This window comes from Serinicoccus shuyuelongi (assembly GCF_045032955.1).
In the GTDB taxonomy this organism is placed as follows: Bacteria; Actinomycetota; Actinomycetes; order Actinomycetales; family Dermatophilaceae; genus Ornithinicoccus.
This window is the reverse complement of record NZ_JBJFZU010000002.1, coordinates 339,139-366,005: the sequence shown is the minus strand read 5'-3', so window position 1 is coordinate 366,005 and position 26,867 is coordinate 339,139. Positions and strand designations below refer to the sequence as shown.

At 73.1% G+C, this 26,867-nt stretch carries 27 protein-coding genes; 7 read left to right on the top strand and 20 right to left on the bottom strand.

The window, feature by feature from the left end:
* Positions 1-5: 5 nt before the first annotated feature.
* A complete protein-coding gene (locus tag ACI3EY_RS01900) occupies positions 6-689 on the bottom strand; it encodes an SAF domain-containing protein (RefSeq protein ID WP_405038593.1) in 684 nt (227 codons plus the stop codon).
* A gap of 142 nt (positions 690-831) precedes the next feature.
* Here ACI3EY_RS01900 and ACI3EY_RS01895 point away from each other — a divergent pair, with 142 nt between their 5' ends.
* Positions 832-1,164: a rhodanese-like domain-containing protein gene (locus tag ACI3EY_RS01895; protein WP_405038592.1), complete on the top strand. Its 333-nt coding sequence runs from the start codon at positions 832-834 to the stop codon at positions 1,162-1,164.
* A gap of 101 nt (positions 1,165-1,265) precedes the next feature.
* Positions 1,266-2,099, top strand: coding sequence for an HAD family hydrolase (locus ACI3EY_RS01890; protein WP_405039217.1), 834 nt, complete (start codon positions 1,266-1,268; stop codon positions 2,097-2,099).
* A 131-nt stretch (positions 2,100-2,230) separates the two neighbouring features.
* Here ACI3EY_RS01890 and ACI3EY_RS01885 read toward each other — a convergent pair whose 3' ends face one another.
* From ACI3EY_RS01885 to ACI3EY_RS01875, 3 genes are read right to left on the bottom strand one after another with little or no spacing between them, the layout of a single operon-like run.
* Entirely contained in the window at positions 2,231-3,091 is an 861-nt protein-coding gene (locus ACI3EY_RS01885) for an Fpg/Nei family DNA glycosylase (RefSeq protein ID WP_405038590.1), read from the bottom strand.
* Complete coding sequence (locus ACI3EY_RS01880; RefSeq protein WP_405039216.1) at positions 3,084-4,148, bottom strand: App1 family protein; 1,065 nt, start codon at positions 4,146-4,148, stop codon at positions 3,084-3,086. The genes ACI3EY_RS01885 and ACI3EY_RS01880 overlap by 8 nt, the downstream gene beginning before the upstream one ends.
* Positions 4,149-4,180: 32 nt before the next feature.
* On the bottom strand, positions 4,181-6,016 hold the full coding sequence (locus ACI3EY_RS01875; protein WP_405039215.1) for a peptidoglycan-binding domain-containing protein: 1,836 nt from the start codon (positions 6,014-6,016) through the stop codon (positions 4,181-4,183).
* Positions 6,017-6,435: 419 nt separating this feature from the next.
* On the opposite strand from ACI3EY_RS01875, the gene ACI3EY_RS01870 reads away from it, so the two are divergent.
* Positions 6,436-9,126, top strand: coding sequence for a cell wall-binding repeat-containing protein (locus tag ACI3EY_RS01870; RefSeq protein ID WP_405039214.1), 2,691 nt, complete (start codon positions 6,436-6,438; stop codon positions 9,124-9,126).
* A gap of 235 nt (positions 9,127-9,361) precedes the next feature.
* Complete coding sequence (locus tag ACI3EY_RS01865) at positions 9,362-10,270, top strand: MerR family transcriptional regulator (protein WP_405039213.1); 909 nt, start codon at positions 9,362-9,364, stop codon at positions 10,268-10,270.
* A 44-nt stretch (positions 10,271-10,314) separates the two neighbouring features.
* Here ACI3EY_RS01865 and ACI3EY_RS01860 read toward each other — a convergent pair whose 3' ends face one another.
* The 13 genes from ACI3EY_RS01860 to ACI3EY_RS01800 all read right to left on the bottom strand — a co-directional run bounded on the left by ACI3EY_RS01860 (position 10,315) and on the right by ACI3EY_RS01800 (position 21,445).
* A complete protein-coding gene (locus ACI3EY_RS01860; protein WP_405039212.1) occupies positions 10,315-11,238 on the bottom strand; it encodes an ABC transporter substrate-binding protein in 924 nt (307 codons plus the stop codon).
* Between the two features lie 38 nt (positions 11,239-11,276).
* Complete coding sequence (locus ACI3EY_RS01855; RefSeq protein WP_405039211.1) at positions 11,277-11,966, bottom strand: ABC transporter permease; 690 nt, start codon at positions 11,964-11,966, stop codon at positions 11,277-11,279.
* A complete protein-coding gene (locus ACI3EY_RS01850) occupies positions 11,963-12,604 on the bottom strand; it encodes an ABC transporter permease (RefSeq protein WP_405038584.1) in 642 nt (213 codons plus the stop codon). Before ACI3EY_RS01850 ends, ACI3EY_RS01855 begins: the two co-directional genes overlap by 4 nt.
* Positions 12,601-13,662: an ABC transporter ATP-binding protein gene (locus ACI3EY_RS01845; protein ID WP_405039543.1), complete on the bottom strand. Its 1,062-nt coding sequence runs from the start codon at positions 13,660-13,662 to the stop codon at positions 12,601-12,603. Before ACI3EY_RS01845 ends, ACI3EY_RS01850 begins: the two co-directional genes overlap by 4 nt.
* Before the next feature lie 17 nt (positions 13,663-13,679).
* Entirely contained in the window at positions 13,680-14,588 is a 909-nt protein-coding gene (locus tag ACI3EY_RS01840; protein WP_405039210.1) for an NAD(P)H-binding protein, read from the bottom strand.
* Between the two features lies 1 nt (position 14,589).
* On the bottom strand, positions 14,590-15,312 hold the full coding sequence (locus ACI3EY_RS01835) for a CPBP family intramembrane glutamic endopeptidase (RefSeq protein WP_405039209.1): 723 nt from the start codon (positions 15,310-15,312) through the stop codon (positions 14,590-14,592).
* Between the two features lie 63 nt (positions 15,313-15,375).
* A complete protein-coding gene (locus ACI3EY_RS01830) occupies positions 15,376-16,656 on the bottom strand; it encodes a class I SAM-dependent methyltransferase (RefSeq protein ID WP_405038581.1) in 1,281 nt (426 codons plus the stop codon).
* Positions 16,653-17,408: a DUF1365 domain-containing protein gene (locus tag ACI3EY_RS01825; RefSeq protein ID WP_405038580.1), complete on the bottom strand. Its 756-nt coding sequence runs from the start codon at positions 17,406-17,408 to the stop codon at positions 16,653-16,655. The genes ACI3EY_RS01830 and ACI3EY_RS01825 overlap by 4 nt, the downstream gene beginning before the upstream one ends.
* A complete protein-coding gene (locus ACI3EY_RS01820) occupies positions 17,405-18,715 on the bottom strand; it encodes an NAD(P)/FAD-dependent oxidoreductase (RefSeq protein ID WP_405038579.1) in 1,311 nt (436 codons plus the stop codon). Before ACI3EY_RS01820 ends, ACI3EY_RS01825 begins: the two co-directional genes overlap by 4 nt.
* 94 nt (positions 18,716-18,809) lie before the next feature.
* Positions 18,810-19,601, bottom strand: coding sequence for a tryptophan-rich sensory protein (locus ACI3EY_RS01815; protein ID WP_405038578.1), 792 nt, complete (start codon positions 19,599-19,601; stop codon positions 18,810-18,812).
* Positions 19,598-20,137 (bottom strand): pyridoxamine 5'-phosphate oxidase family protein, encoded by a 540-nt coding sequence (locus ACI3EY_RS01810; RefSeq protein WP_405038577.1) that lies wholly within the window; start codon positions 20,135-20,137, stop codon positions 19,598-19,600. Before ACI3EY_RS01810 ends, ACI3EY_RS01815 begins: the two co-directional genes overlap by 4 nt.
* Before the next feature lie 70 nt (positions 20,138-20,207).
* Positions 20,208-20,906: an anti-sigma factor gene (locus ACI3EY_RS01805; protein ID WP_405038576.1), complete on the bottom strand. Its 699-nt coding sequence runs from the start codon at positions 20,904-20,906 to the stop codon at positions 20,208-20,210.
* Positions 20,903-21,445: an RNA polymerase sigma factor gene (locus ACI3EY_RS01800; RefSeq protein ID WP_405038575.1), complete on the bottom strand. Its 543-nt coding sequence runs from the start codon at positions 21,443-21,445 to the stop codon at positions 20,903-20,905. The genes ACI3EY_RS01805 and ACI3EY_RS01800 overlap by 4 nt, the downstream gene beginning before the upstream one ends.
* Before the next feature lie 92 nt (positions 21,446-21,537).
* Between ACI3EY_RS01800 and ACI3EY_RS01795 the strand changes: the two genes are divergently transcribed.
* Positions 21,538-22,809: a class I SAM-dependent methyltransferase gene (locus ACI3EY_RS01795; protein ID WP_405039208.1), complete on the top strand. Its 1,272-nt coding sequence runs from the start codon at positions 21,538-21,540 to the stop codon at positions 22,807-22,809.
* 100 nt (positions 22,810-22,909) lie between these two features.
* Here ACI3EY_RS01795 and ACI3EY_RS01790 read toward each other — a convergent pair whose 3' ends face one another.
* Together ACI3EY_RS01790 and ACI3EY_RS01785 are read right to left on the bottom strand one after the other, a co-directional pair.
* The gene (locus tag ACI3EY_RS01790) at positions 22,910-23,689 is read right to left on the bottom strand and encodes a class F sortase (RefSeq protein WP_405039207.1); all 780 of its coding nucleotides are present in this window, start codon (positions 23,687-23,689) and stop codon (positions 22,910-22,912) included.
* A 26-nt stretch (positions 23,690-23,715) separates the two neighbouring features.
* Positions 23,716-24,531, bottom strand: coding sequence for a DUF4397 domain-containing protein (locus ACI3EY_RS01785; protein WP_405038572.1), 816 nt, complete (start codon positions 24,529-24,531; stop codon positions 23,716-23,718).
* A 226-nt stretch (positions 24,532-24,757) separates the two neighbouring features.
* Between ACI3EY_RS01785 and ACI3EY_RS01780 the strand changes: the two genes are divergently transcribed.
* Both ACI3EY_RS01780 and ACI3EY_RS01775 read left to right on the top strand, forming a co-directional pair.
* Positions 24,758-24,994 (top strand): hypothetical protein, encoded by a 237-nt coding sequence (locus tag ACI3EY_RS01780; RefSeq protein ID WP_405038571.1) that lies wholly within the window; start codon positions 24,758-24,760, stop codon positions 24,992-24,994.
* A 9-nt stretch (positions 24,995-25,003) separates the two neighbouring features.
* Positions 25,004-25,882, top strand: coding sequence for an FHA domain-containing protein (locus ACI3EY_RS01775; protein ID WP_405038570.1), 879 nt, complete (start codon positions 25,004-25,006; stop codon positions 25,880-25,882).
* Positions 25,883-26,114: 232 nt separating this feature from the next.
* Here ACI3EY_RS01775 and ACI3EY_RS01770 read toward each other — a convergent pair whose 3' ends face one another.
* Positions 26,115-26,822: a FadR/GntR family transcriptional regulator gene (locus ACI3EY_RS01770; RefSeq protein ID WP_405039206.1), complete on the bottom strand. Its 708-nt coding sequence runs from the start codon at positions 26,820-26,822 to the stop codon at positions 26,115-26,117.
* Between the last annotated feature and the right edge of the window lie 45 nt (positions 26,823-26,867).

The following is a 26,867-nucleotide window of genomic DNA, read 5'->3' as shown; positions in this document are numbered from 1 at the left end:
GAGCCTCACTCGCCCCGCCAGTCGACCACCGGGGAGGTGTCCGCGGGCAGCACGGTGAGCGCCGCGGTGCCCGCGGCGCTGGCGGCGATGACCTCGGCCGCGGTGTCGGCGGGCAGCAGCACCGTCACGTGCACCGTGTCCCGGGTGTCGACGGTCGGGGCGACGGCCACCACCCGCGCAGCGCTCACCAGCTCGGTGGCCGGTTCGGCGGCACCCACCGCGCTCTCCGGCGCGGTGGCGAAGACGCTGACGACGTCGTCGACCCGGAAGGCGTCGGAGGGACGTCCCGGGGAGGCGACGACCACACCGACCTTCTGCGCATCGGCGGGGGCCAGCTCGGTCGAGGTGAACATCTGTCCCGAGATCAGCGACCCCTCCGGGATGCTGCTCGTGGCGTAGGACCCGACGAACTCGGACAGCGAGTCCGCGGTGACCACCTGGGTGCCGGAGTCGAAGGCGATCTCGGTGACCGAGAAGTCCTGGTCGGTGACCACCTGCCCCTGCGAGATGGGCTGGTTGGCCACCAGGACCTGGGTGCGGTTGCTGGTGCGGTAGACCAGCAGGGCGCTCCCCAGGGCACCGACGAGCACGAGCAGCAGCGCCAGCAGCGCGAGTGCGGGCCGCTTGTCCCGGGTGCGCGTGGGCAGACGGGAACTCTGCGCGTTTCCACGCGCGGGAGAGGTAGTCATGCGGTCTCTTTCCCCTTCCGGCCACTGCCGGAGATATGAACCAATATCCCAACCGCGGAACACTCTAACCCGCGGACCCGTGCATACCTCACCGTGCGACGCGTGGCCCGCACCACCCCATCCACGGTGCATAGTGGGGACCATGAACGAGACTCCCAGCATCGCCGTCACCGACGTCCCCGACGACGCCGTGGTCCTTGACGTCCGCGAGCCCGACGAGTGGGCCGCCGGGCACGCCCCCGCCGCCGTGCACGTCCCGCTGGGCGACCTTCCGGCGCGCATCGACGAGCTCCCCGAGACCGCCACCACGCTGCCCGTCATCTGCCGCAGCGGCGGCCGCTCGGGCCAGGCCGTGCAGTGGCTGGTGCAGCAGGGCTACGACGTGGTCAACGTCGACGGCGGCATGCGGGCGTGGAGCTCGGCGGACAAGCCGATGGTCGGCGGCACGGACGGTCAGGACGCCACCGTCATCTGAGGACCAGCCGTCCCGTCGGTGACGATGGGTATATATCCAGCTCTCTAGTTTCTTTCGTAGATGTCTGGATACGGTCCTCGACACCGGTATCGTGACCGGTGATGACCTCCACTCCTGACACCGTCCTGGACCACCTTCCGCTCGGCACCCGGGTGGTCGTCCGGCACCGGCTGCCCGAGGACGGCCGCGCCACCGACGCCCTGGGCGCCCTGGTGCGGGTCGAGCGCGACCGGGTGACGGTGGGCACCCGCGCCGGCGAGGTGTCGATCGAGCGGGCGGCCGTGCTGGTGGCCAAGGCGGTGCCGGAGCAGGTATGGCGGTTGGCCTCCTTCCTGCGCCGGGCCGGCGTCGCGGTGCTCGACCTCGACGGGGTGCTGCGCGGCTTCGATGCCGACGGCGGGCGGACCCGCAGCGAGCAGGAGCTGGGGTTGCCCGAGCTGGGCATGGTGGACATCGCCTACGGCCTCCCGGAGGCGCGCGACATGGTCGTCGGCCGATCCACCTACGCCCGCTGGCTGACCGCACTGGAGGCACGGCTGCTGGAGCTGGGGCACCCGCAGGACCAGGTCACCGCGGCGGTGCGCCGCTGGGAGGAGGACCGCGGGACGCCGATCCGGCGCACGACCGCGCTGGTGGACGAGCTGCTGGCCGACGGCATACCCCTGTTCGTGCTGACCAACGGCACCGACCGGGTCCCGGACGAGCTGCACCGGATCGGGCTCGGCCACCTGGCCGAGCGGCTGCTCAACACCCACGACCTGGGCTTCGCCAAGCCCACTCCCGAGGCGTATGCCGTCGCGCATGCCGAGATCGAGCGTCGGCTCGGGCGTCAGGTCGGGGTGGCCGAGGTGCGGTTCACCGACGACCGGGTCGACAACGTCGAGGCCGCGCGGGAGTTCGGCTGGCGCGGGCAGGTCTTCGCGCTGCCCGGTTGAGCGGCAATCCGGCACGCTCGGTGTGGCACGTCGAGACGCTCGGTGTGGCACGTCGGGACGCTCGGTCCGGCAAACCGAGACGCTCGGTCCGGCAATCCAAGACGCTCGGTCCGGCAAACCGAGACGCCCGGTCAGCGGAGGAGGCGGGACATGCGCCGGTCGGCGAGCAGCTTGCCGCCGGTCTGGCAGGTCGGGCAGTACTGCATCGAGGAGTCCGCGAAGGACACCTCGCGCACGGTGTCACCGCAGACCGGGCACGCCTCGCCGGCCCGTCCGTGCACGTTCATCCCGGCCCGCTTGGCGTCCTTGAGCTGGGCGGCCGGCTTCCCGGCGGCGGCCATCACCGCCGCCTCCAGGGTCGTCCGCAGCGCCTCGTAGAGGGTGTGCACCTGCTCCGCCGTCAGCGCGGCCGCGAGCGTGTAGGGCGAGATCCGTGCCGCGTGCAGGATCTCGTCGGAGTAGGCGTTGCCCACGCCGGCCAGGATGCTCTGGTCCCGCAGCACTCCCTTGACCTGCGTCCGCCGCCCCTCCAGCAGCGCCGTCAGCGCGGCCTCGTCGAAGCCGTCGGCGAGCGGGTCCGGACCCAGCGAGGCGATCCCCGCGACCTGGGTCGGGTCGGTGACCACGTAGGCCGCCAGCCCCTTGCGGGTGCCGGCCTCGGTGAGGTCGAAACCGGCGTCGTCGTCCAGGCGCACCCGCAGCGCGATCGGGCTCTTGCCGGGTCGGACCCGGGTCGCCGGCACCTGGTCGTACCAGCGCAGCCAGCCGGCGCGGGCCAGATGGAAGACGAGGTGGGTCCCGTCCACGTCGAGGTCGAGGAACTTGCCGTGCCGGGACACCCGGTCCACCGGTGCCCCGACCAGCGCGTCCGGGGGTGGGTCGAAGGTCTTGAGCACCGCGATCGAACCGAGCTCGACGTCGGTCACCACCCGGCCGGAGACCCGCTCCTGCAGGAAGTCGGCGAGCGCCTGGACCTCCGGCAGCTCAGGCACCGCTGCCCCGCACCGACCGGGCGCGGGCCCGCACCAGGAGCTGGTGCAGGCTGAAGCCGTTCGCGCCCTTGAGCATCGGCACCTGGACGCGCTTGCCCAGCAGCTCGTCGGTGGCCACCGGCAGACCGCTGGAGAGCACCTGCTCGGCGGGCGTCAGCTCTCGCAGGCAGATGGCCTCGACGGCCTCCGGGAACTCCTGCGCGAACTCGCCGTAGATCACCGGGTCGTGCTGACCGTCGTCGCCGACCAGGATCCAGCGCATACCGGGGAAGTCGTGGCGCAGCCGACGCAGCTCCTCCTCCTTGTGCTTCTGCCCGGACCGGAACCATCCGGTGTTGGTGGGGCCCCAGTCGGTGAGCAGCATCGGCCCCACCGGGAAGTCGTGACGGCGCAGGAACCGGGTGATCGCCGGCGCGGTGTTCCAGGCGCCGGTGGACAGGTAGAGGATCGGCATCCCGGGCGACTCGGCCAGCAGGGAGCGGTACATCGCGCCCATCCCGGCCACCGCCTGCCGCACCTGCTCGGAGCGGACGAAGGTGTTCCAGCCCGCGATCAGCATGCGGGGCAGGTGGGTCACCATGACGGTGTCGTCGATGTCGCTGACCAGACCGACCTGGACCGCGGGGTCGACCACCAGCACGGAGACGGTGAGCGTGTCCCCGTTGCCCACCTCGACCAGCGCCTCCTGCCACCCCGGGGGCAGCCCGTGACCGCGGACCTCGATGTCGACGTAGCCGCCCCGGTCGGTGGTCGCCCGCGCCTGAGCCTCGCCCAGCCGCACGGTGACCGGGACGTCGACGGCCGGGGCGGTGAGGAAGAAGCGCCAGCCGCGCTGGGCGATGTCGAGCAGCGAGTCCTCGACGTGGGTCAGCGCCGTCCGGGACTCCTCCGGCTCGTGCGGGGAGAGCAGCACCCGCGCGAAGACGCGGGCCCGGTCCGGCGAGCCGTAACCGGTGTAGCCGAAGACCCGCTCGAACCACCCACGACGCCGCAGCCAGCCGTCGACCCGACGGCGGACGGAGTCCTCGATGAGGGCGGCGATGTGCGGACGCGCCATGGTCTGCACCCTAGCGCTCCGCCGGGGGCGGATCAGCGACTGGCGTCCGCCAAGGACGCGGCATACCGCTCACGCGCCTCCTGCTCCGCGCGCTCCTGCTCCGCCTTCTCCTCGGCCTTCTTCTTCTCGGCCGCGGCCTTCTCCTCCGCCGCCTTCTCCTCGGCGGCCTCCTTCTCGGCCTTCTCGCGCGCCTGCTGCTCCGCCGACCCGGGAGCGCCGTCCAGACGGCCCTCCTCGATGGCGTGCGCCTCCAGCGCGACCCAGGTGGGGCCGTCGACCTCGCCGGTGGGCTCGAGCTCGGCGGCCTCCTGCACGGCCCGCACGGCCTCGACGGTCATCGGCCCGTAGCTGCCGTCGGCCTCCACGCCGAGCAGCTCCTGCACCCGGGAGACGGCACCCCCGGCATACGGGCTGTCCGCCTCGCCCTCGGCGCTGGCCCGGGCGGCCAGCCGGCCGTCCGGGTCCGCCTCGATGTCCAGGCTGCCCTCGGTGAGCTCGATGTCGCGCAGGGTGATCGTCGGGTGCACCGCCCGCTCGAGGTAGAGCCAGGTCAGCGGGGTGACCTCGGCGGGTCCGTCACCGCGGCGCGCCGCCTGCGCGGCCAGGATCGGCTCGCTCTCCTCCCACTCCGCGAGGGCGGCGGCGGTCTTCGGTCCGAAGTCGCCGTCCGGCTCCGCGCCCAGCGCCTCCTGCAGCACGGTCACCGCCTCACCTTGGTCACCCTCGGTGAGCGTGGTCCGCACGTACGGCGTGAAGGCCGTGAGCTGCCACTCCTGCGGCGCCATCGCAAGGGCCGACTCCGGCAGGTCGGCGATCTCGGCGCCCTGGGCCACGGCATACGTGAGGGCGTCCGCGACCCCGGTGGTCGGGATGCCCTGCTCGTCCTGCCAGGCGAGGAGCGCCTCGCGGGTGCTCTCGTCCAGCGTCCCGCTGGTGGGGACACCCAGCACGTCCTGCAGCATCGACACGCCCCCGCCGGACTCGCCGGGACGCACCCGGCCCGTGCCTGCCTGCGGCGCCGCGAGCGAGGAGTCGTCGCAGGCGTCCAGGCGCGGGAAGGTGTGCAGCGAGGCGTACTCGAGGGCCACCGGGTTGCACGGCCCGAGGTCGGGACGGACCACGGCCACCCCGGTCCACCAGGAGGTGCGCATCTGTGCGCCGTCCCAGGTGAAGGAGAAGTGGATGTGGTCGGTGTGCGGGCTGCCGGTGTAGTAGCGCCAGCGGTTGTCCGCCTTCTGGAAGATGAGCTCGTTCCAGATGATGTACTCGATGCCGAAGCGGCGCATCATCTCGCCGTCGTTCTCGGTGAGCCACGCGACGGTGGCGTCCCCGATGCGCCGGTCGTGCGCGTCGTGGGCGTTCAGCGGCCAGTCCAGCCCGCGCCCGTCGTGGTGGTAGCTCATGTAGTCGATGCAGCTGCGCGCACCGCTGTAGGCGGAGCGGCCGTAGTGCTCGGTGAGCAGCAGCGCGAAGGCGGTCACGCCCGGTCGGTCCACCGGGTCGCAGGACACCTGCGGCTGGTAGGAGGTCACGGCGTCGACCTGGGCGGGCAGGTCCTCGTTCACCGGGGGTGCCGGGACCGGGTATGCCGGGTCCTCCGGCAGCTCGGCGAAGCCGGCGTCCCCGGCGGCGGCACCGTTCGTCCCGAACCCGCCACCACCCTCGACCGGCACCGAGCTCATCGAGCTGGGCGGCGGCGCCGGGGCGGGGTCCTCGGCGGGCGGGTCGGCCTGCTGCTCCCCCTGCCCGTCGCCCTCGACGGCCTCGCTCCCCGTGCTCTCCTGCCCCTCGGGCGCCGGCTCGTTGTCCGCCTGCGCCACCGACCCGGTGATCGTCAGCCCCCCGGCCAGCATGGTCGCGATCACCATCCGTGCGCCGTATCCCCCGCGACGCGCGTCCCCACTCCCTGACATCTGCCGTTCCCTGCTTCCGTAGCTCTGCCCCGCGTGCCTGGCTGGCTCTCGCGCATACCGCAGACCGGCCCGGTACCGGGCCACCTCGACGGGCTCTGACCATACGTCGCCGCACCCTCCGCGCGGTAGCCCTGAGGATGAACATTTGCCAACTCGTGACGCCTCGGTCCCACCGTTGCCACACCTGCCCCATGCGTCACATCTGCGGGTGGGCCGCGACAGACGTTCACCTGATCGTGATCTGGGAGCAGGTCTGCGCAGGTGGGAGATGGGTTACGTTCCTAGGACGGGCTCGCCGAGGGCTCGTCGATGCCCGTCCACGAGGAGTAGAACACGTGATGTCCCCCCGTATCAGCGCCGCTTGCCGAGGCCTCGTGGCCGTCGGCGCAGCGGCAGCGCTCGTCAGCGGAGGCGCCCTGGCCGCGTCCTCCGCGCCGGGCGAGCCCGACGCCCCCCGCCCCGCCGCACCCGAGCTGCCCGACCCGGAGACCGTGCACCGGATCGCCGGGGACGACCGCTACAAGACCGCTGCCGAGATCGCCCGTGAGTTCCCGGCCGGCGCCTCGGACACCGTGCTGATCGCCTCCGGCGAGGTGTTCCCGGACGCGCTCAGCGCGCAGATGCCCTCCGGCACCGCCGCCACCCTGGGCGACGAGGGCACCGAGGCCACCCCGGACGTGGACGGCGCGGGCCTGTCGGCCCCGATGCTGCTCACCCGTCAGGACGGCCTGCCGGGCGCCACCCGGATGGCCCTCGGCGAGCTGGCACCCGGCACCATCGTCATCGCCGGCGGCACGGTCGCCGTCTCCGAGGACGTCGAGGACGAGCTCGGTGAGTTCGGCGCCGAGGTGATCCGGATCGGCGGCGGCAACCGCTACGAGACCTCCGCCCAGCTGGCGTCGCTCTTCCCGAGCGAGCTGCCCGTGCTCTACGTCGCCACCGGCACCGACTACCCGGACGCCCTCACCGGTGGCGCCCGCGCCGGCCGCGACGGCGCCCCGGTCCTGCTCACCGACCCCGAGTCGCTGCGCGCCGTGACCGCCACGGCCATCTCCGAGCTGGCACCGCAGTCAGTCGTCGTCCTCGGCGGCTCGGTGGCCGTCTCCGACGAGGTCGTCGACTCGATCACCGAGATCGTCCCGGAGACCACGCGGGTCTTCGGCAAGAACCGGTACGAGACCGCCGTCGCGCTGGCCTCCAGCTACGAGTACGACTCGGTAGCCTACCTGGCCAGCGGGGAGAACTACCCGGACGCGCTGACCGGCGGCTCGCTGGCGGCATACCACGGCAGCCCGCTGCTGCTCAGCCGCACGGGTTCGCTGCCCGGCGCCACCGTGAACGCGCTCGACGACCTCTCCCCGCAGGGCACTGTGCTCTTCGGTGGTGACGCCGCCCTGTCCGAGGAGGGCGTGGAGGCGCCGCTGAACGAGTGGCTGCCGCTGTGGGTGGACGAGATGGTCCTCCAGCTGCTCTCCTTCAACGACTTCCACGGCCACCTCGCGGTGGACGAGGGCGCCACCCTGAGCGAGACCCAGGACCCAGACCAGAACGCGGTCGGCGGTGCGGTCAACCTGGCCACCACCCTCGACGTGCTGCGCACCCGCTCCTTCGACGAGCAGTCGATGACCGTCTCCCCCGGCGACATCATCGGCGGGTCCACCTTCCTCTCCGGCCTGTTCCAGGACGAGCCGACCATCGAGGTGATGGACGAGATCGGGATGGACGTCGCCAGCGTCGGGAACCACGAGTTCGACGAGGGGGTCGACGAGCTGCTGCGCATGCAGGACGGCGGCTGCCACCCCGACAAGGGCTGCTTCGGCGACGAGCCGTACCCCGGTGCCGGCTTCCCGTACCTGGCCGCGAACGTGGTGGACCGGGAGACCGGTGAGCCGATCCTGCCCGCCACCGAGGTGCGCACGGTCAACGGCGTCGAGGTCGGCTTCATCGGGATGACCCTGGAGGGCACCCCTTCCCTGGTCAGCCCCGGTGGCATCTCCGAGGTCGAGTTCCTCGACGAGGTGGAGACCGCCGACCGGTATGCCGCAGAGCTGACCGCCCAGGGCGTGGACACCATCGTGCTGCTCATGCACGACGGTGGTGAGCAGACCGGGACCTACCAGCAGTGCGAGAACCTGACCGGCCCGATCGTCGACCTGGCCGAGCGGATCGACCCCGCGGTCGACGCCATCTACTCCGGTCACACCCACCAGCCGTACGTGTGCAGCATCGACGACCCGAACGGGGACCCGCGCAGCGTCACCGGCGCGGCCCAGTACGGGCACGTGGTCACCGACACCCGGCTCGCGGTCAGCCGCACCACCGGCGACGTGCTGCGCGAGCGGGTGCTCTCCGGCAACAACCTGGTCCTGCAGTCGCTGCCCGACAACGCCGCGGTGGCGGACATCGTGGCCGAGTGGGAGGCCCGCGCCGAGGTCCTCGCCGGCGAGGTCGTCGGCACGGTCGCCGAGGACATCACCGGTGACGCCGGTGGCGACCGCGGTGTCGAGACGCCGATGGCCAACCTGATCGCCGACTCGATCCTGTTCGGCACCGAGGGCGCGGACCAGGGCGACGCCCAGATCTCGTTCATGAACGTCGGTGGCGTCCGCGCCAGCCTGCTGGTCGACCAGATCAGCAACGACGAGGCGCCCGGCGAGGTCACCTACGAGGAGGCATACAACGTGGCCCCCTTCGGGAACCTGCTGGTCTCGGTCGACATGACCGGTGCGCAGGTCAAGGCGGTGCTCGAGCAGCAGTTCGTGCCGGACCGTGGGCGTCCCTACCTGGCGCTCGGCGTCAGCGAGGGCTTCACCTACACCTGGGACGACAGCCAGCCCGAGGGCAGCAAGGTGAGCGGGATGGAGCTGGACGGGGTGCCGCTCGAGATGGACGGGACCTACCGGGTCTCGACGCTCAACTTCCTGGCCGAGGGTGGTGACGACTTCACCGCCTTCACCGAGGGCACCAACCTGGTCGGCGGTCCGGAGGACCTCGCCAACCTGGTGTCCTACCTCGAGGCCAACCCGGACCTGCAGGCCCCCGGGGACCGCGTCGACGGGCTCTGAGGAACGTCGGGTCGCCTGACCCGTAGCACCAGACGAGGGCCGCCATCCCGGGGACGGGGTGGTGGCCCTCGCCGTTGCAGCACAACGCTCGCCCGGTCGCGTGCACAACGCTCGCCCGGTCGCGTGCACAACGCTCGCCCGGTGGTGGCACGACGCGCGCCCGGTCGGGAGAGTGCGCGATAGGCTCATGCGGGCCGTCGGAGCGACTGCCGGTGCCGAGAGGAGGGCGGGCCCCATGGGTGTGCGCTACACGGTGAAGCAGGTCGCCGACCTCACCGGTGTGCCCGCCGCGACACTGCGGGCCTGGGAGCGCCGCTACGGGGTGGTGGCCCCCCAGCGGTCCAGCTCGCGCTACCGCCTCTACGACGACGCCGAGGTCGCCCGGCTCGCCCGGATGGCCGAGCTGGTCCGGGAGGGCACCCCCGCCTCGCTGGCCGCCGAACGGGTGGCCACCCTGGCCACCGAGACCGCGCCGCCACCGGTTCCCGGGCCCCGGCACCCGGTCGCCGCGCCGGCCGGGCAGGCACCGGCCTTCACCGAGCTCGTGCTGGCCGCGCAGCGCTACGACCAGCGGCTGCTCACCACCGTCCTGGACGGTGCGTTCGCCCGCAGCTCCTTCGAGACCACCCTGGAGCAGTGGCTGATGCCCGCCCTCACCGAGCTCGGGTATGCCTGGGAGCGGGGCGACGTCGACATCTCCGGCGAGCATTTCGTCTCGGCGGCGGTGCACCGCCGGCTCTCGGCGGCCTTCGACGCGGCCGGGGCCAACACCGACGCACCGGTGGTGCTGGTCGGGCTCGCCCCCGGGGCGCTGCACCAGCTGGGCGCCCTGGCCTTCGCCGTCTGCCTGCGCCGGCAGGGCATCGACGTCCGCTTCCTCGGGGCCGACGTGCCGCAGCACAGCTGGGTGCACTCGGTGCGCACGCTGCGCCCGGCCGGCGTCATCATCAGCGTCCCGATGAGCTGGGACGCCGACCCGGCGACCCGGCTGGTGCACACGCTGCGGGCAGACCACCCCGAGGTCGTGGTGTGGACCGGGGGGCACGGGATCACCGACCGCGGTCACGAGCTCGCGGTGCCCACGCTGCCTCCCTCGGCCGTCGAGGCCGCCCTGCTGGTGACGCGGGAGCTGCGCGGCCGCTGAGCCGGGTGGCGGTCACCACCCGGCTCAGCGGCCGGGCCGACGTCTCAGAGGCCGTCGACGAACTCCTGGGCGACCGCGGACGGGTCCTCGCCGTCGGTGAGGACCTCCACCATCATGGCGGTGAGGTTCTCGGTGGTCAGCTCCGCGGACACCCCGTTCAGCGCCTCCTCGACCGTGGGGTCGACCGCATCGCCGCGCAGCAGCGGCACGATGTTCTGGGCGGCGAAGAGGGACTCCGGGTCCTCCAGCACGACGAAGCCGTTCTCCTCGACCGCGGGGTCGGTGGTGAAGATGTTGGCGACGTCCACCTGGCCGTTGGCCAGCGACTGCACGGTGAGGTTGGCGCCTGCCGACAGCGACCGGAAGCTCGCGAACTCCAGCCCGTAGACCTCGGCCAGCCCGTCGACCCCGTTGGGCCGGCTCTCGAACTCCGGCGGACCGCCCAGCGTCATCTCGCCGGCGTGCGGCTCCAGGTCCGCGATCGAGGTCAGGCCCAGCTCCTCGGCGGTCTCGCCGGTGACGACCAGGGAGTCCTTGTTCTCCGCGTCGCTGATCTCGAGCACCTGCAGGTCCTCGGGCAGGTTCTCCTCCAGGTCGGCCAGCACGTCCTCGGAGGAGGTCGCGGTGATCTCCGGGTTGAGGTAGGTCGCCAGCCCGCCGGTGTACTCGGGGAGCACGTCCACCGAGCCGTCCTGGATGCCGGCGATGTAGGCCTCACGGCTACCGATGTTGAGCTGGGTGGACACCTCGACGCCGGCGTCCTCCAGGGCGGCAGCGTAGATCTCGGCGAGCAGCTCGTTCTCCGGGAAGTTGGCGGAGCCGACGGTGATGCTGCCGGCCTCCCCGGAGCCGGAGCCGGTCCCGGCGGGCGCGTCGCCCTCGCTGTCCAGCGGGTCCGAGCCGCCGCCGCAGGCGGCCAGGCCGAGGGTGGCGCTCAGGGCGAGGGTGAGCAGAGCGGTACGTCGCATGGGGGTTCCTCCCAGGTGATGGGTGTGGTGGGTGCGGTTCAGTGGTGGCGGGACTCGACGAGCCCGGGGGAGACGACGAGACGTTGGACGCCGGCGAGCACCAGGTCGACCGTCAGCGCCAGCGCGGCGACCGCGATGGCACCCCCGGCCATGACCTCGTACTGCCGGGACGCCTGGCCGTCGATGAGGAAGCGGCCGAGGCCGCCGATCCCGACGACGGCGGCGATGGTGGCGGTGGCCACGATCTGCAGCATCGCGGACCGGACGCCGGAGAGCAGCAGCGGCAGCGCTGCCGGCACCTCCACCTGCCAGAGCACCTGGGCCCCGGTCATCCCGACGCCGTGCGCGGCGTCCCGGGCGGCGGGGTCGACCGCCTCCACACCGGCATACGTGCCGGACAGGATCGGTGGGACCGCCAGCAGCACCAGCACGATCAGGACCGGCAGCTCGTAGGCGAGGTCGCCCTGCAGCCGCGGCAGCAGCAGCATGATCGCCACGAAGAGGACACCGAGGGAGGGGATGGCCCGGAACCCGCCGGCGACGTTGATGGCGACCCAGCGCCCCTTGCCCGTATGCCCGATGTACAGCCCCACCGGGACCGCCACCAGGGCGGCGGCGAGCAGCGCCACCAGGGAGATCCGCAGGTGGGTGACGCTCTGCGCCAGGACGCCGCCCGGGCCGGTCCAGTTCTCCGGGTCGGTGAGCCACTGCCAGGTGAGGTCGATCACCGGGAGGCCTCCGACCGCTGCCAGGGCGTCAGCACCCGGGAGGCGAGCGCGATCAGAGCGTCCAGCGCCAGGGCCAGCACCACGCACGCGCCGATGCCCACCATGATCGGGCCCATCACGTTGCGGTTGAAGCCGTCGGTGAAGAGCTGACCCAGCTGGCTGACCCCGATCAGGGCCGCCACCGAGACGATGGAGACGTTGCTCACCGCCGCCACCCGCAGCCCGGCCGTGATGACCGGGACCGCCAGCGGCAGGTCGACGGCCAGGGTGCGCCGGAGCTCGCCGTAGCCCATGGCGGTGGCCGCCTGGCGGACGGAGCTCGGCACCGAGGCGAGGGCGTCGGCCACGGTCCGGGTGAGCAGCGCCACCGCGTAGATCGTCATCGCGACCAGCACGTTGGTGTCGGAGATGATCGTGGTCCCGAGCAGCAGCGGCAGCATGATGAACAGCGCCAGCGAGGGGATCGTGTAGAGCAGGCCGGTGCCGGCGATCATCGGCGGTGCCAGCCAGCGGTAGCGGGTGGCCAGCCACCCCAGCGGCAGGCTGATCAGCAGCCCGAGCAGCAGCGGCAGCCCGGCCAGGTAGATGTGTCGCAGCAGCAGCTCACCGACGGTGGACCAGGCGACCCCGCCGATCACGTGGCCTCCACGGCGGCGAGCACCTGGTCGGCCCCGACGGTGCCGACCACCCTGCCCTCCTCGACGAGCACCCCGCGGTGCGAGGGGGAGGAGAGCGCGGCGTCCAGCAGCGTGCGGGCACTGTCCGAGGGCCCGGCCAGGGTGCCGAGCCGGTGCAACCGGTCCTCGGTGACGGAGCCGCCGTGGCCGTTCGCCTCGACCCAGCCCAGGGGTCCGTCGGTCTCGTCGACGACCAGCACCCAGCCCGCTCCCGCCTGCACCTGCTCGCCGAGCCGCACGGTGGGCTCGGGGCGGGGCTCGACCCGGGCGTCGGCGAAGCCGAGGGCCCGGTAGCCGCGGTCCTTGCCGACGAAGCTGGCGACGAAGTCGTCGGCCGGGTCGGCGAGGAGCTCGGCGGGGGTCGCCAGCTGGGCCAGCCGGCCGCCCTGGCGCAGCACGGCGACGTGGTCGCCGAGCAGCAGCGCCTCGTCGATGTCGTGGGTGACCAGCACCGCGGTCAGCCCGAGCTCCTGCTGGAGCCGGCGCACCTCGGACTGCAGCTCTCCCCGGACGAGCGGGTCGACCGCGCTGAACGGCTCGTCCATCAGGACCACGTCCGGGTCGCTGGCCAGCGCCCGGGCCACGCCCACCCGCTGCTGCTGGCCGCCGGAGAGCTGGCCGGGGTAGCGGGAGGCCTGGCCCTGCGTGAGCCCGACCTTCTCGATCGCCTCCATCGCCGCGCTGCGGGCACGGGCGGTGTCCCAGCCGATGAGCTTGGGGACGGTCATCACGTTGGCCAGCACGGTGCGGTGCGGGAACAGCCCGGCGTGCTGGATGACGTAGCCGATGGAGCGGCGCAGCTGGGCCGGCTTGCGCGCGGCGATGTCCTCACCCTTGATCAGGATGCGGCCCTCGGTGGGCTCGACCATCCGGTTGATCATCCGCAGGCTGGTGGTCTTGCCGCAGCCCGAGGGACCGACCAGGACGGTGATCCCTCCCTGCGGCACCTCCAGGGACAGGTCGTCGACCGCGACCGTGCCGTCGGCATACCTCTTGGTGACGCTCTCGAAGCGGATCATCGACTCGATCTTAGTGCTCATCCCGGGCTCACCGCCGCCCGTACGGCGTCCCGGTAGGGGGTCGGACCGCCGGGCGGGGCGCCCACCATCTCGTCGAGGTCGCGCTCCCGGCAGATCACCTCGTGGACCAGCGAGCCGACCAGCGGTTTGGCGACCCCGGCGTCCACCGGGGTGACCAGGCCGATCCAGTGGCTGGCCAGCCACGGCGTCAGCACCGGGACGGTGAAGATGACCCGGTGCCCGAGCCCGGTCTCCCGGGCGAAGCTCAGCATCATCTCCTTGTAGGTGAGCACGTCCGGGCCGCCGATGTCGAAGGTCCGGTTCACCTCCGGGGGCAGCTCCGCCGCCGCCACCAGGTAGTACAGGACGTCCTCGATCCCGACCGGCTGGATCTTGTTCTTCAGCCACTTGGGGGCCACCATGATCGGCAGCCGGCGGGTGAGGTGGCGCAGCATCTCGAAGCTGGCCGACCCGTCGCCGATCACGGTGGCCGCCTGCAGCACCGCGGTCGGGACCCCGGAGGCCATCAGCAGCTCGCCCACCTCGACCCGGGAGGCGAGGTGCTTGGACAGCGGGCCCTCGGGGTGCAGCCCGGACAGGTAGACGATCCGGCCCACCCCGGCGTCCTTGGCGGCCGAGCCGAAGTCGGCGGCCAGCCGACGGTCGCGCTCGACGAAGTCGCCGGAGCCGTCCATCGAGTGGATGAGGTAGTAGGCCAGTCCGATGTCGGCCAGGGCCCGGTCCAGGTCGGCGCGCTCGGTGGCGTTCCCCTCGCACACCTCGACCCGGTCCTTCCACTCGGCGGGCAGCTTGTCCGCGGAGCGGGTGAGCACGCGGACGGTATGCCCGGCCTCGAGCAGGCGGGGCACCATCAGTCCGCCGATGTAGCCGGTGGCACCGGTGACGAGAACATGGGTGGTGGACATGTCAGCTCACGATCTGCAGAAGGGGTGGGAGGAGCAGGAGCATGCCGCCGGACCAGGTCACGTGCGTGATGGCCGGTCCCAGGATACCGCCGGTGACCCGGCGTTGCAGGCCGCACACGAGACCGATGACCAGGGCGGCGAAGACGAGCATGAGGACGCCCGAGACGACGGTGGTGAGGGCATACACCCCGGTGGTGGCGAGCACCGTCCACCGTTGCGGGATGGCGGCGTAGAGCGCGCCACGGAAGAAGAGCTCCTCGGCCACCCCGTTGACGGCGGTGATCAGCAGCACCAGCGGCAGCGAGGCGAAGCGGGCGTGGTCGAGCAGCTCGTTCACCGGCCCGGCCAGGCTCGGCACCCGCACCATCAGCAGCGCCCCCGCCAGGAAGATGGCCAGCAGCAGCAGCCCGAGGGCGAACGACTGCACGATCGGGCGGGCGTAGGAGGTCCCGCGCCGGGTGTGCCCGCGGCCCAGGTAGAGCGGCCCGGAGAGCAGGGCACCCACCACCCAGGCGGCGGCCAGCGCGGTGGTGCCCAGGTAGAAGTACGGGTTTCCGGGCTCCAACCGCAGCGACCAGCCGAGCAGCGCCGCCCCCACCAGCAGGGTGAGGACGGTGACGATCCGTCGTCGGCGCAGCACGGCCGGGGGGTCCCGGTGGTCACGGGGGACCGGGGTCACGAGCGCGGCACGCAGAAAGGCGTTGAGCTCGGAGACCGGGTTCACGCTGACCTACTCTGGCGCACCCGGGACCATCCTGCTACCTGAAACGAAGGTTGGACAAGCGGCTCAGCCGGCCGCGACCGGGCCGCGGGCCGGGCGGTTGAGCACGATCTGGCCGACGTCGATCGCCCCGGCGGTGAAGCCGGCCTGGCAGTAGGCGAGGTAGAACTCCCAGATGCGCTGGAACCGCTCGTCGAAGCCCAGCTCGCGCACCTGCCCGCCCGTGACGGCGTCGGCGAAGGCGAGGCGCCACCGGCGCAGCGTCTCCGCGTAGTGCTGCCCGAAGGTGTGCACGTCCCGCACCCGCAGCCCGGTGTGCCGGGTGCAGGTGCGCTCGATCGCGTCCACGCTGGGCAGCACCCCGCCGGGGAAGATGTACTTCTGGATCCAGCCGAACGAGCGCCGGGTGGCCCGGTAGCGCTCGTGAGGCATGGTGATCGCCTGCACCACGGCGCTGCCACCGGGACCCAGCCGGGCGTCCAGGGTCGCGAAGTAGGTGGGCCAGAACTCCTCACCGACCGCCTCGACCATCTCGATCGAGACGATCGCGTCGAACTCGCCCTCGACCTCGCGGTAGTCCTGCAGCCGCACGTCGACCCGGTCCGCCAGCCCGGCCTCGGCCAGTCGTTTCTCGGCCAGCGCGGCCTGTTCCCGGGAGAGGGTGACGGTGACCACGGAGGCCCCGCGCTGCGCCGCACGCAGCGCCAGGGTCCCCCAGCCGGTGCCCACCTCGAGCAGCCGGGTCCCGGTGCCGACCCCGGCCCGGTCCAGGGCGGCGTCCACCTTGCGCAGCTGAGCCTCCTGGAGGTTCTGCCCGGCCAGCGGGCGGCCCTCCTCGAAGAGGGCGCTGGAGTAGGTCATCGACGGGTCGAGGAAGGACGCGAACATCTCGTTGGACAGGTCGTAGTGCGCCTCGATGTTGCGCCGTGCCCCGGTCAACGTGTTGCGCAGCGCCGCCGGCAGCGGGGTGTCGGTGAGCCCGCGCAGCGATCGCAGCGGCTCGGGGACGGCGTCGTCCAGACGTTCGGCGAAGGGGAGCAGCACCTCGGCCAGGTCGTGCCCGGGAGCCGGCGCCCACTCCCCCTCGGTGTAGCCCTCCCCGATCGCCAGCTTGGGGTGGGTGCCGAGCCGGCGGTAGAAGGCGTCCGGCCGGTGCACGACGATCCGGGGCCGGTCGTCGGCAGTCCCTGGACGACCGGCCGGATGGCCGGTGGCCCGACCGTCGACCACCAGGTCCACGTCGACGCGACGGGCCACGGCGTCCAGCACCCGCCGGGCAGCCGCCGCGCGGGCCCGGCCGAGCACGTCGGAGCGGGGGGTCAAGGGTGCGGGTGCGGGCGCGCTCAACGCACGGCCTCCTTCGGGTGGGGGCGTCGGGGCTGCAGCGGCAGCCGTCGCCAGAGGCGGACGCCGTGCAGCCGGATCAGCAGGGTCACCAGCTGCGGCACCGGGCCGTGCCGGAGCACGGCACCGAGGACCGCGCGTCCGGTGGCGGGCCGGGGGACGCCCTCGGTCACCGCGGTCAGCACCCGCTCCCCCTCGCGGTCCAGGCCGACCGAGCAGGCGACCCGGCCGGCGGTGAGGGTGAGCGAGACGGCATACCGCCCGGAGGTGTCGTTGAACGGCGAGACGTAGAACACCTTGTCCACCTGCGCCCGGCCCCGGTCGTCGGGGTCGAGCAGGTAGCCGTGCCGCTCGCCGTAGGTGTTGTGCACCTCGAGCACCACGGCCCGCAGCCGGTCCTGGGGGTCCAGGACCCAGAAGACGGTGAGTGGGTCGAAGACGTAGCCCAGGACCCGGGCGTGCGCGAGCATCAGCACCCGGTCGTGCGGGTCGAGCCGCAGCCCGCGGTGGTCCAGGAAGCGGCCCAGGTCGCCGCGCAGCCCGCCGCCGAGCCGCCCTCCGTCCAGGTGGTCGGCGGACCGGAACCCGCTGACCCAGCTGAGGGGCCACCGGTGCTGCGGCAACGCGTCCACGTCGACCAGCCACTGGTAGGTGCGGTAGCGGAACGCGTGCGCCACCGGGCGGTGCCGGGTGTGCGCGACGCCGCCCACGACCAGCGCGGGCACCGGTGGTGGCTCGAGGGCCGGCCCGCTCACCAGCCGCCCCCGAGGCGACCCGCCGCCTCGGCACCGGAGCGGGCACCGTCCTCGTGGAAGCCCCAGCCCAGGTGCGCCCCGGCGAACGCCAACCGGGGACCGCCCGCCCCGCGCAGCCGGGCGGCGGCCTCGACCGCGGCGTGGGTGAACACCGGATGAGCGTACTGACGGCGCGCGATGACGGAGGAGTCCGCCACCCGCCCCCGCGGGTTGAGGGTGACGACGTACTCGGCACCCACCTCCGGCAGCCGGTGCAGGCGGTTCATCCAGTACGAGACCAGCACCTCGTCGTCGTCCCGGTCGCAGTTGGAGAGCCGGTAGTTCCACGAGGCGCGGGCCCGGCCCCGGTCCGGCAGCACCCCGGCGTCGGTGTGCAGCACCGTGGGGTTCTGCGAGTAGGTGACCGCGGCCAGGTCGGCCGCCTCCTGCGGGCTCGGGTCGGCGAGCAGGCCGGCGGCGACGTCGGCGTGGGTGGCCAGCACGACGGCGTCGACCCGGCGGGTGAGCTCCCCGGCCGGGCCCGAGGTGGTGACCTCGACCCCGTCGGGGTCCCGGACGACCCGGGTCGCGGGGGCCCCCAGCACGACCTCGCCGCCCGCCTCCCGCAGGGCCGCCTCGACCCGCTGCACGTAGGCGCGGGAGCCACCGGCGACGGTGCGCCAGCTGGGCGAGCCCCCGACCGAGAGCATCCCGTGGTGCTGGAGGAAGCGCAGCAGGTGCCGGACCGGGTAGGCGCGGGCGTCCTCGTGGCCGGAGGACCAGACGCAGGAGACCAGCGGCACCGCGTAGTGCCGGACGAAGTAGTCGTCGAAGCCCCCGCGCTCCAGGAAGCCTCCCCAGGTGAGCGCGTCCCCGGTGGTGTCGCCGGCGTCGGCCCGGGCCAGCTCGGCCAGGCCGGCCCGGTGGAAGCGTGGCACCTGGCGCAGCAGGCGACGGTAGCGGCGGTCGAGCAGCCGGGTCGGCTGCGCGAGCAGCCCGCCGACCCCGCGCCCTCCGGCGAACGACAGCCCGCACTCGTCGCAGGTGATCGACATCGACATCTCGGTTGGCCGGGTCGGCACCTCCAGCTCCCCGAAGAGCCGCAGCAGCACCGGGTAGGTGCGGTCGTTGTGCACGATGAAACCGGAGTCGACCTGCAGCGCGGTGCCGTCAGGCGCGGTCACGTCATGAGTGTCGGCGTGCCCACCGAGCCGCTCGTCGGCCTCCAGCAGCGTGACCCGATGGCTGTGCCGGAGCAGGTATGCCGCGACCAGCCCCGCGATCCCGCCACCGACGACGGCTGCGCTCGGACGGTCGTCGCTGCTCATGGGCTCCTCCTTCGGCGGCGCCGGTGGGAGGGTCCCACCGGTGCGTCGGTGCGGAGGGTGTTCGGAGCAGGTGCGGATCCCGGATGGGGCGACCTCAGGTGGCGACGGTGGAACGCGGCGCGCGCAGCGACGCCAGGCCGAGCAGGGCGACCGCGACCGCGGTGGCCGCGGCGGCATACCCGACGAGGTCGGAGCGCGGGTCCCCGCTCAGGCGTCCGGCGGCGACCCAGCCGGTGCCCCAGACGACGGCGGCGACCAGGCCCAGCCGGAAGGCGGTCTGGTCGGTGCGCCGCAGCAGCAGGGCGGCGATGACGACGACCACCGCGAGGACCGCGACGGTGGCCACGGCGGAGCCGGTGGTGGTGGCGGGCACCCCGAGGCCGACCAGCCAGGAGGCGATGTTGGCGCAGGTCGCCACGCAGATCCACCCCAGGTAGAGACCGAAGGTGGCGCTCACCCAGACGTCGGCGGCCCAGCCGGCCCTCGGCAGCCCGGCGGTGCGGCGCAGCAGCAGGCCCAGGGAGAGCACGATGCCGCCCATCACCAGCACCGACAGCCCCACCCAGCCGGCGAAGACGACCAGCAGCCACAGCCCGTTGAGGGCGATGGCGGCGGCGGCCGGGCGCCGGGTCACCCGGGCCCAGGTGGAGTCCGTCGTCCCCGGCAGCCACTGCCACAGGACGTACCCGGCCAGGCCGAGGTAGATCACCGACCAGATGGAGAAGGCCGGGCCCTGCGGCGCGATCAGGGTGGCGCTGTCCGAGAACAGCCCGTCCCCCTGGGAGGCGACGCCGCCACCCCCGACCAGGCCGGTGCCGACCAGGGTGCCGCCGACCCAGAGGACCGCGGCCAGGGTCACCAGCACCCGGTCGCGCAGCGGGTTCACGGCAGGTCCACGACCGTCGGTCCGGAGCCGCCCTCGGAGCTGTCGCCGCGGCCGGTGATGGCCTTGAGGGTGCCGAGCGCGGTGCCGACCAGCGACTCCCCGCCCCAGTAGGTGACGGTGTCGCCGCTGACCTTGAGCACCACGTTGTCGGGGTTCTCCGGCCCACCCTCCATGAAGAGGTCCGCGCCCTTGCTCCAGAGCCGCTCGACCAGCGCCCGGTCGGTCACCAGGCTGGCGTCACCGGCCAGCGAGACCCACGCCTTGGTGGAGGAGTAGGCGACGTTGACCTGCGGGTGGGCACGCACGTCGTCGGCCACCGCGCTGCTGGCCCGGACCAGGAAGAGGACGTCCCCGTCCTCCTCGTGCACCTGGGTGCTCAGCGGGCGGCTGGTGAGCCGTCCGTCGGCGGAGCCGGAGTCGATGGTGGTGAGCATCGCGATGTCCATGTCGGACATGATCCGGTGCGCCTTCGCGACCGCCTCCGGGTCGGAGGTGACGTGCGGCGGGTCGGACGGGCTGCTGTGCTGCTGGGTCATCGGGGCTCCCTCTCGCGGTCGGCAGCCGCGGGTTCCCGGAGGGCGCCCGGACCGGCTGCACAAGGACTGTTCACTCTAGGTCGTCGCCCGGGAGGTGTCCTGCGGAGGCACCCTCCAGCTGGCCGCGCACCAGGCTGTCGCCACCGTGCGTGGGGTCCCCGTCGACCCGTTCCCGGGAGATGTCGACCACCGGGTAGTCGCCGAGGTCCACACCGGCGGGCAGGTCGAACTCGCCCACCTCGTCGGTCAGCACGCCGAGGGTGACCATGCCGCTGACGTCGGGGCGCAGCAGCCAGACCTCGAGGTAGCCGCCGTCGGCGTCCGGGACCGTGTCCAGCTCGACCCGTAGCCGCTGGTGGCCGTCCACGGTGACCACCTCGGCCTCACCCTGCGAGCCGGTCCCGGCCTCCGGCAGCGGCTGAAGCGTCCCGCTGGCGATCAGTTCCCCGGAGCCGGTGTCGTCGTCGCCGAGCAGGGCTGCGCCGGCCCAGGTCAGCAGGGCGCCGACAGCCGCGGCGGCGAGCAACGGCCAGGCGCGCCGGGACGATCCCGCCCTCGAGGGGGGTGGGGTCGCACCGGGGGTCGAGGTGGGCGAAGGGCCCGCGGATGCACGGTCCCTCCCGGGGTCGTCCTCGTCCAGCTCGGTGCGGATACGGTCCCAGACCGAGGGTGCGGGCGCGCTCTCGACCTCGCCGGCCCGCCCCAGCAACCGCGGGGCCCGCGAGTCCTCTCCGCCCTCCGGGCGGGTCGTGCCATGCGGATCGGTCATCGCGCACCTCCGAGGAGTGTTCGGAGCCGAGACAGGGTTCGGTTCGTATGGGTCTTGACGGTGCCCAGCGGCAGCCCCAGCCGTTCGGCGATCTCACGCTGGGTGAGTCCCTCGACGTAGGCGAGCAGGATGATGCCCCGCTGTGGCTCACCGATGCGTTCCAGCTCCTCGTAGATGGTGATCAGGTCGTCGATGTCGGCCTCGGACCAGGAACCGCGGTCGGGCAGGTCCTCCCGGTCCGTGACCACCTCCACGTGCCGGTGCCGGGACCGCAGCAGGTCCGCGATCCGACGTCGGGTGATCCCGACCAGCCAGGCCCCCAGCGGCCCGGACGCGGGGTCGTAGCTCTCCCGGCCGCGCCACGCCGAGACGAACACCTGCTGGGTGACGTCCTCGGCGTCGTGCGGACCGACGGCCCGGCGGGCCAGCCCGTGCACCAGCGACCCCCACCGACGGTATGCCTGCTCCAGCGCCTCCGCGCCACCGTCCACCCAGCCACGGACGATCTGCTCGTCGTCCGGGACGTGGGCTGCCGTCATGGGGACAGCCTAGGTGGAGGCCCGGACGTGGGCTGGCCCGCGGTGGTCGGGCACACGGCGTGCCGACAGGCTGCCTGGGTAGGGTCGGCGCCATGTCGACCCCCGTGGCCCCGCGCCTGAACGACCTGCTGCTGCCGTTGGCCGGCGGCCCGCTGCCCGTGCACCTGGTGGCCTGGGACGGCTCCCGGGCCGGGGCCGACCCGGACTCCGCCCCGACCGTGCACCTGCGTTCGCCGGACGCGCTGCGCCGGCTGCTGTGGTCCCCCGGTGAGCTGGGTGCGGCGCAGGCCTTCGTCACCGGTGAGATCGACGTGGAGGGGGACGTCGGCGACGCGCTGCGACAGGTGCGCGAGGAGCTGGCCTCCCGGCGGCCCTCCGCGGGGGTGGCCGCACGGGCCAGGGCGGTGGCCGGGCTGGGGCTGCTGGTCCGGGAGCTGGGGCTGCTGCGCGGCCGGCCCGCCCTGCCCGCCTCGCAGGCGGTGGTCACCGGACGGCTGCACAGCCTGCTCCGGGACCGCACCGCGATCAGCCACCACTACGACCTGTCCAACGACTTCTACGAGCTCATCCTCGACCGGCAGATGGCCTACTCCTGCGGGTACGTGACCCACGCGGGCGCCGACCTGCTGCGGGGCGCCGAGGACGAGGCCTACACCCTGGAGCAGGCGCAGTTCGACAAGCTGGAGCTGGTCTGCACCAAGCTCGGCCTGCACACCCGGCGTGAGCAGCGCTTCGTTGACGTCGGCTGCGGCTGGGGGTCGCTGACGCTGCACGCCGCACGCGAGCACGGGGCGAAGGTGCTGGCGGTGACCATCAGCCGTGAGCAGCAGGCCTTCGTGCAGGCCCGGGCGCTCGAGCAGGGCGTGGCAGACCGGGTGGAGGTGCGGCTGCAGGACTACCGGGAGGTGCCCGAGTCCGGCTTCGACGCGATCGCCTCGATCGAGATGGGTGAGCACGTCGGGGATCGCAACTACCCGCTGTACGCACGCACCCTGCACCGGCTCGCCGCGCCGGGGGCGCACGTGCTGGTGCAGCAGATGAGCCGGCCCGGCAAGAACCCTGGTGGAGGGCCGTTCATCGAGTCGTTCATCGCGCCCGACATGTCGATGCGCCCGGTCGGGGACACCATCGGGCTGTTGGAGAAGGGCGGCCTGGAGCTGCGCGGGGTGCAGGCGCTGCGCGAGCACTACGCGTGGACGGTCCGCTCGTGGGAGCGGCGGATGGCGGAGCGTCGCGACGAGGTGGTGGCCCTGGTCGGCGAGGAGGTGACCCGGGTCTGGGAGCTCTACCTCGCCGGAGGCGCCTGGACGTTCGAGGTCGGTCGCATGGGTGTGGACCAGCTGCTGCTGCGCCGCCCGGTCTGAGCGTCGATCCGGGAGCGGATGCCCCGCCAGACCTGCTCCCGTGGCGTGGCCTCGACGTGTCCGGCCCGGCGCAGCAGGTCGCGCAGCCGGTCCGCCCGCCTCATAGTGCCGGGGTCGCGGTGAGGACGAGGTTGTCGGTGTAGCGGCCCGTGCTGGCCGACCAGTCCCCGGTGCAGGTGATGAGCTGGAGCCGGGGCGGACCGTCACGGTCGAAGAGGTCATCGACAGGGAGCTCCTTCTTGTCGGTGGTCGTCCGGGCGGTCACCGTGTAGGACAGCTCGGACCCGTCCTCGAGCTCGACGACGACCTCCTCACCCTCCTGGGCCCGGGTCAGCGCGAGGAAGGCCCCGGGCCCCTCACGGTCGTCGACGTGACCGGCCACGACGACCGACCCCGTGTCGTCGGCCGGACGTGCACCGAACTTGTACCAGCCGGCCACGTCGGCGTCCTCGGGGACCTCCATCTGGCCGTCGGGGGCGACGCCGACCGCGTCCAACGGGACGTCCAGACCGAGGGCGGGGACGCGCAGGCGCACCGGTGCGGGAGGTGCCTTCGCAGCGGTCGAGGCCTCCAGTGAGGCGGGGCGGGTGGCCGGCCTGTCCAGGGCTGAGGGGGCCCGCCCTGCGGTGGGCTCGGAGGTCGGGTCCGCGGCGGGCTCGGCGGCCGGATCCGACCCACGGGTGGGCTCTGGTGGCTGGGTCGAGGCGGCGGGGTCGGCGGGAGCGGTGACCGGGACACCCTCTCGGTCGAAGTCGGCGAGCGCCGGGACCGGGTCGCGTAGCAGCCCCCACAGGGCCAGCCCCGCCACGAGGAGGCTGAGCAGGCAGGCCACCGCCGCAGCCGGGCTGAACCGGCTGCGGCGGGGCTGGGTCCGCGTCAAGTCGTCAGGTGACCGGAATGGGGCGGTCAGGCGACCGACGACGAGCGGACCAGGCGGCTGCCGGCGAACACCGCGCCGGCAGCGCCGGCCATCAGGAGCACCACGAGAGCGGTCTCGCCACCCGCCAGGCCACCCTGGCCGGAGGGGACGCCACCCGGGTCGCCGTGCAGCCCGTCGATGGTCTGCACCGCCAGGTCGAGGGTGCCGTCCTCGGCCGAGCCCCAGGCATACACGATCGTGTTGGTGCCCTCGGTGAGGTCCAGGTCGGCCGGGCCGAGCACGACGTCCTCGGTGCCGGCCAGGGTGACGTCGGCGGTCACGGTGCCGGCGTCCAGGTTCAGGACCTCCTCGTTGGGGTTGGTGAGGCCCTCGATGACGGGGCTGCCGCCGGCGCGGACGTCCACGGCGGGGGCGGCGGCTGCGTGCCGCACGGTGAGCCGCGTCTGGCCGGCCTCCAGGGTGGAGGTGTCGTTGACGAAGGCGGACAGCATCGGGGTGCCGTCCTCACCGAGGTGCGCGGCGAGGGTGAGGTTCGCGCCGCCCGGTACCTCGAGGCCCGCGGCGGAGATGGCCGGCTCAGCGCTCTCCGGGTCGTCGCCGTCGGCGTAGACGTCAATGTCGTAGGTGCCGGTCGGGAGCATCATCGGGTCGGTGAGGGTGCCGGGCTCGAAGTCGGGGATCAGCTCCTCGCCGTCGACGTAGACGTCGACGGTCAGACCGGGAACGCCGTGCAGCACGGAGACCGTCGACTCGTGCTCGTCGGCCTGCGCCGGGGCGGCCATCGCGACGGCGCTGGCGCCGGCGAGCAGGGCGACTGCCGTGGTGGAGGTGAACTTCCGCATGGGGTGCTCCTTGTCGGACGGGGCGGACGGGTTCCGCCCTCTACCCCTCACTACGTACGCCGACGCCCGTCCGGATTCAGCGTGTCCACAGTTTGTGCAAAGTCTGTGGAGAACGTGTCCGAATCCAGGCGGAGAATTCCTTGCGGTTGCCGCCTGTCGGGACCCGGCGCATACTCCGAAGAGTCGTGACAAACGTTGGACGACCACCAAGGACGAAGGAGTCAGCATGAGCGAGCACCAGGGACAGATGACCGGCAGCACCGGCGAGACCGTGTCGTGGACCGACCTCGGCAAGGAGATGTGGGACTACCTCACCGGGCACGGCGCCGCGATCAACTACAGCTTCGTGGACATGACCGTCGAGGTCCCCCGTGACACCGGCCCCGAGGCGCCGCGCGCCACCTGGAAGCTGGACGGGACGCTGCGGATCACCACCGAGGACTCCACCCTCGACGCCGGCTGAGGCACGCAGATGGCCCAGCAGATCAGGGTCGAGGCGGACCTGCGCCTGACCATCACACCGCCGGCGGAGGACGGTGCCGCTGCCCCCCTGCAAGCCAGGGTGACGGGCTCGGGGACCCACCTCGAGGTGGACCTCGACCAGCTGGACCGGATCCCGCTGGGCATCTCCTGGCGGGCGGCGACCGACGTCGCCTCGGACGTCGCCACCTTCGCCGCGGACGCCGGGCTGACGATCACGGTCGTCGGGCCGGGCGGGCCAGTCGTCTCCCTCGGAGCGGTGAAGGCCGGCCTGGTGGACCGGACCCTCACCGGGTCCCCGCACATCGCGGTCCGGGACCGGCGGGCGGCGCTGCGACTGCTGCGGGCAGGACGACGCGCGCAGGGACCCGGCCTGGCGGCACTCACCCCGCCGCCGACGCTGTGGCCGCTGGCACCGACGCTGGTCGCGGCCCGTCGACGCCGGGTCCGCACCACGCACGACCCCCTCGGCGGCGGTGACCCCCGGCTGCTCTTCCACCTGCCGCCCGGCCCGGAGCTCGGGGCGCCGCAGCAGACGTTGCACCTGCGCCGCGGCACCACCACGATCGGCTCCGACCCGGAGAGCGACCTGGTCGTCGCCGGCCTGGAACCTCATCACGCCGAGGTCCGCCGCGACCCCGCCACCGACGAGTACCACCTCTTCGCCCTCACCCCGTCGCCCGCCACGGTGGCCGGGGAGCAGGCGGTCGACGGCCTGGTGCTGCGGACCGGCGCGCGCATCGACTGCGGCAGCCAGCGGCTGGTCTACGTGCGCGACGAGTATGCCGACCACGGCCGTCCGTTCGGCGGCCGCCAGGGTGGCGAGTTCAGCCGGCAGCGGCCGCAGCGTCGGCCGCGCTACCGGGACTGACCCGGGGGGCTGTCGCGACGGCATACCTGCCCTGCTTGGGCCACCGCGGTCGGTAGGGGTGGCCAGGGCAGCCCGTAGCCACCGCGGTGAGTTGCGGGTCCCTGAGCACCGCGGTCGGTACGGGTAGCCAGGGCGACACCCAGCCACCGCGGTGGGTATGCCGTGGGAGGGCCGCCTCCTCCGACCGTCGGTTCTCCTGCCGTGGCACGAACGAACGGTCGCGGACGACAGGTCAGGCCAGGAAGCCCCGGAGCAGCGAGTCGGTGCCCTGCAGGTGGTCGAGCATCGCCTGCCGGGCCACCTCAGGCCTACCCGCCAGGACCGCCTCGACGATCGCCTCGTGCTGGCGGGTCGAGTGCGCCAGGTTCGGGCCCAGCAACGGGATCCGGTCGAGCATCCCGTTGACCCGGTCCCGCGCGTCGGCCACCACGGCGGCCAGGCTCGGTGACCCGCTCAGCTCGGCGAGCGCCAGGTGCAGCCGGGCGTCGAAGGGCCGGTACTGCTGCAGGCCGGCGTCGGCGCACTCCCGGGCCGCGGTGGCCAGCAGCGACCTTTCCCCCTCGTCCAGGTCCCGCGCCGCGGCCAGCTCCGCCGCGGCGGGTTCGACGATGCGGCGCAGCGTGAGCAGGTCCTCCACCTCGGCGGCGTCCAGGGCCTTCCCCCGCCTGCTCCCCGGTGCCGGCGGCGACTCCGAGACGTAGGTGCCGCCGTACCTGCCCCGGCGGACGCTGACGTAGCCGGCCTCCTGCAGCTCGCCGAGTGCCTCCCGCAGCGTCGTGCGGGACACCCGCAGCGACTCCGCCAGCTCTCGCTCGGCCGGAAGCTTCGCGCCGGGTGGGAAGACCCCGAGGCGCAGCAGCCGCAGCAGGTGCTCCATCGTCTCCTCGAAGACGTTGCCCCCGCGCACCGGCTGCACCCGCGGCGCCTCTGGCTGCTCCATGGGCGACACGGTATGCCGTCCCTTGACGCCGCACCTCCCCCGGGA

Coding starts and splice junctions, on each gene's coding strand:
- ACI3EY_RS01900 (WP_405038593.1), bottom strand. CDS start 689: ATGACTACCTCTCCCGCGCGTGGAAACGCGCAGAGTTCCCGTCTGCCC.
- ACI3EY_RS01895 (WP_405038592.1), top strand. CDS start 832: ATGAACGAGACTCCCAGCATCGCCGTCACCGACGTCCCCGACGACGCC.
- ACI3EY_RS01890 (WP_405039217.1), top strand. CDS start 1,266: ATGACCTCCACTCCTGACACCGTCCTGGACCACCTTCCGCTCGGCACC.
- ACI3EY_RS01880 (WP_405039216.1), bottom strand. CDS start 4,148: ATGGCGCGTCCGCACATCGCCGCCCTCATCGAGGACTCCGTCCGCCGT.
- ACI3EY_RS01875 (WP_405039215.1), bottom strand. CDS start 6,016: ATGGTGATCGCGACCATGCTGGCCGGGGGGCTGACGATCACCGGGTCG.
- ACI3EY_RS01865 (WP_405039213.1), top strand. CDS start 9,362: ATGGGTGTGCGCTACACGGTGAAGCAGGTCGCCGACCTCACCGGTGTG.
- ACI3EY_RS01860 (WP_405039212.1), bottom strand. CDS start 11,238: ATGCGACGTACCGCTCTGCTCACCCTCGCCCTGAGCGCCACCCTCGGC.
- ACI3EY_RS01845 (WP_405039543.1), bottom strand. CDS start 13,662: ATGATCCGCTTCGAGAGCGTCACCAAGAGGTATGCCGACGGCACGGTC.
- ACI3EY_RS01840 (WP_405039210.1), bottom strand. CDS start 14,588: ATGTCCACCACCCATGTTCTCGTCACCGGTGCCACCGGCTACATCGGC.
- ACI3EY_RS01820 (WP_405038579.1), bottom strand. CDS start 18,715: ATGAGCAGCGACGACCGTCCGAGCGCAGCCGTCGTCGGTGGCGGGATC.
- ACI3EY_RS01810 (WP_405038577.1), bottom strand. CDS start 20,137: ATGACCCAGCAGCACAGCAGCCCGTCCGACCCGCCGCACGTCACCTCC.
- ACI3EY_RS01805 (WP_405038576.1), bottom strand. CDS start 20,906: ATGACCGATCCGCATGGCACGACCCGCCCGGAGGGCGGAGAGGACTCG.
- ACI3EY_RS01800 (WP_405038575.1), bottom strand. CDS start 21,445: ATGACGGCAGCCCACGTCCCGGACGACGAGCAGATCGTCCGTGGCTGG.
- ACI3EY_RS01795 (WP_405039208.1), top strand. CDS start 21,538: ATGTCGACCCCCGTGGCCCCGCGCCTGAACGACCTGCTGCTGCCGTTG.
- ACI3EY_RS01785 (WP_405038572.1), bottom strand. CDS start 24,531: ATGCGGAAGTTCACCTCCACCACGGCAGTCGCCCTGCTCGCCGGCGCC.
- ACI3EY_RS01780 (WP_405038571.1), top strand. CDS start 24,758: ATGAGCGAGCACCAGGGACAGATGACCGGCAGCACCGGCGAGACCGTG.
- ACI3EY_RS01775 (WP_405038570.1), top strand. CDS start 25,004: ATGGCCCAGCAGATCAGGGTCGAGGCGGACCTGCGCCTGACCATCACA.
- ACI3EY_RS01770 (WP_405039206.1), bottom strand. CDS start 26,822: ATGGAGCAGCCAGAGGCGCCGCGGGTGCAGCCGGTGCGCGGGGGCAAC.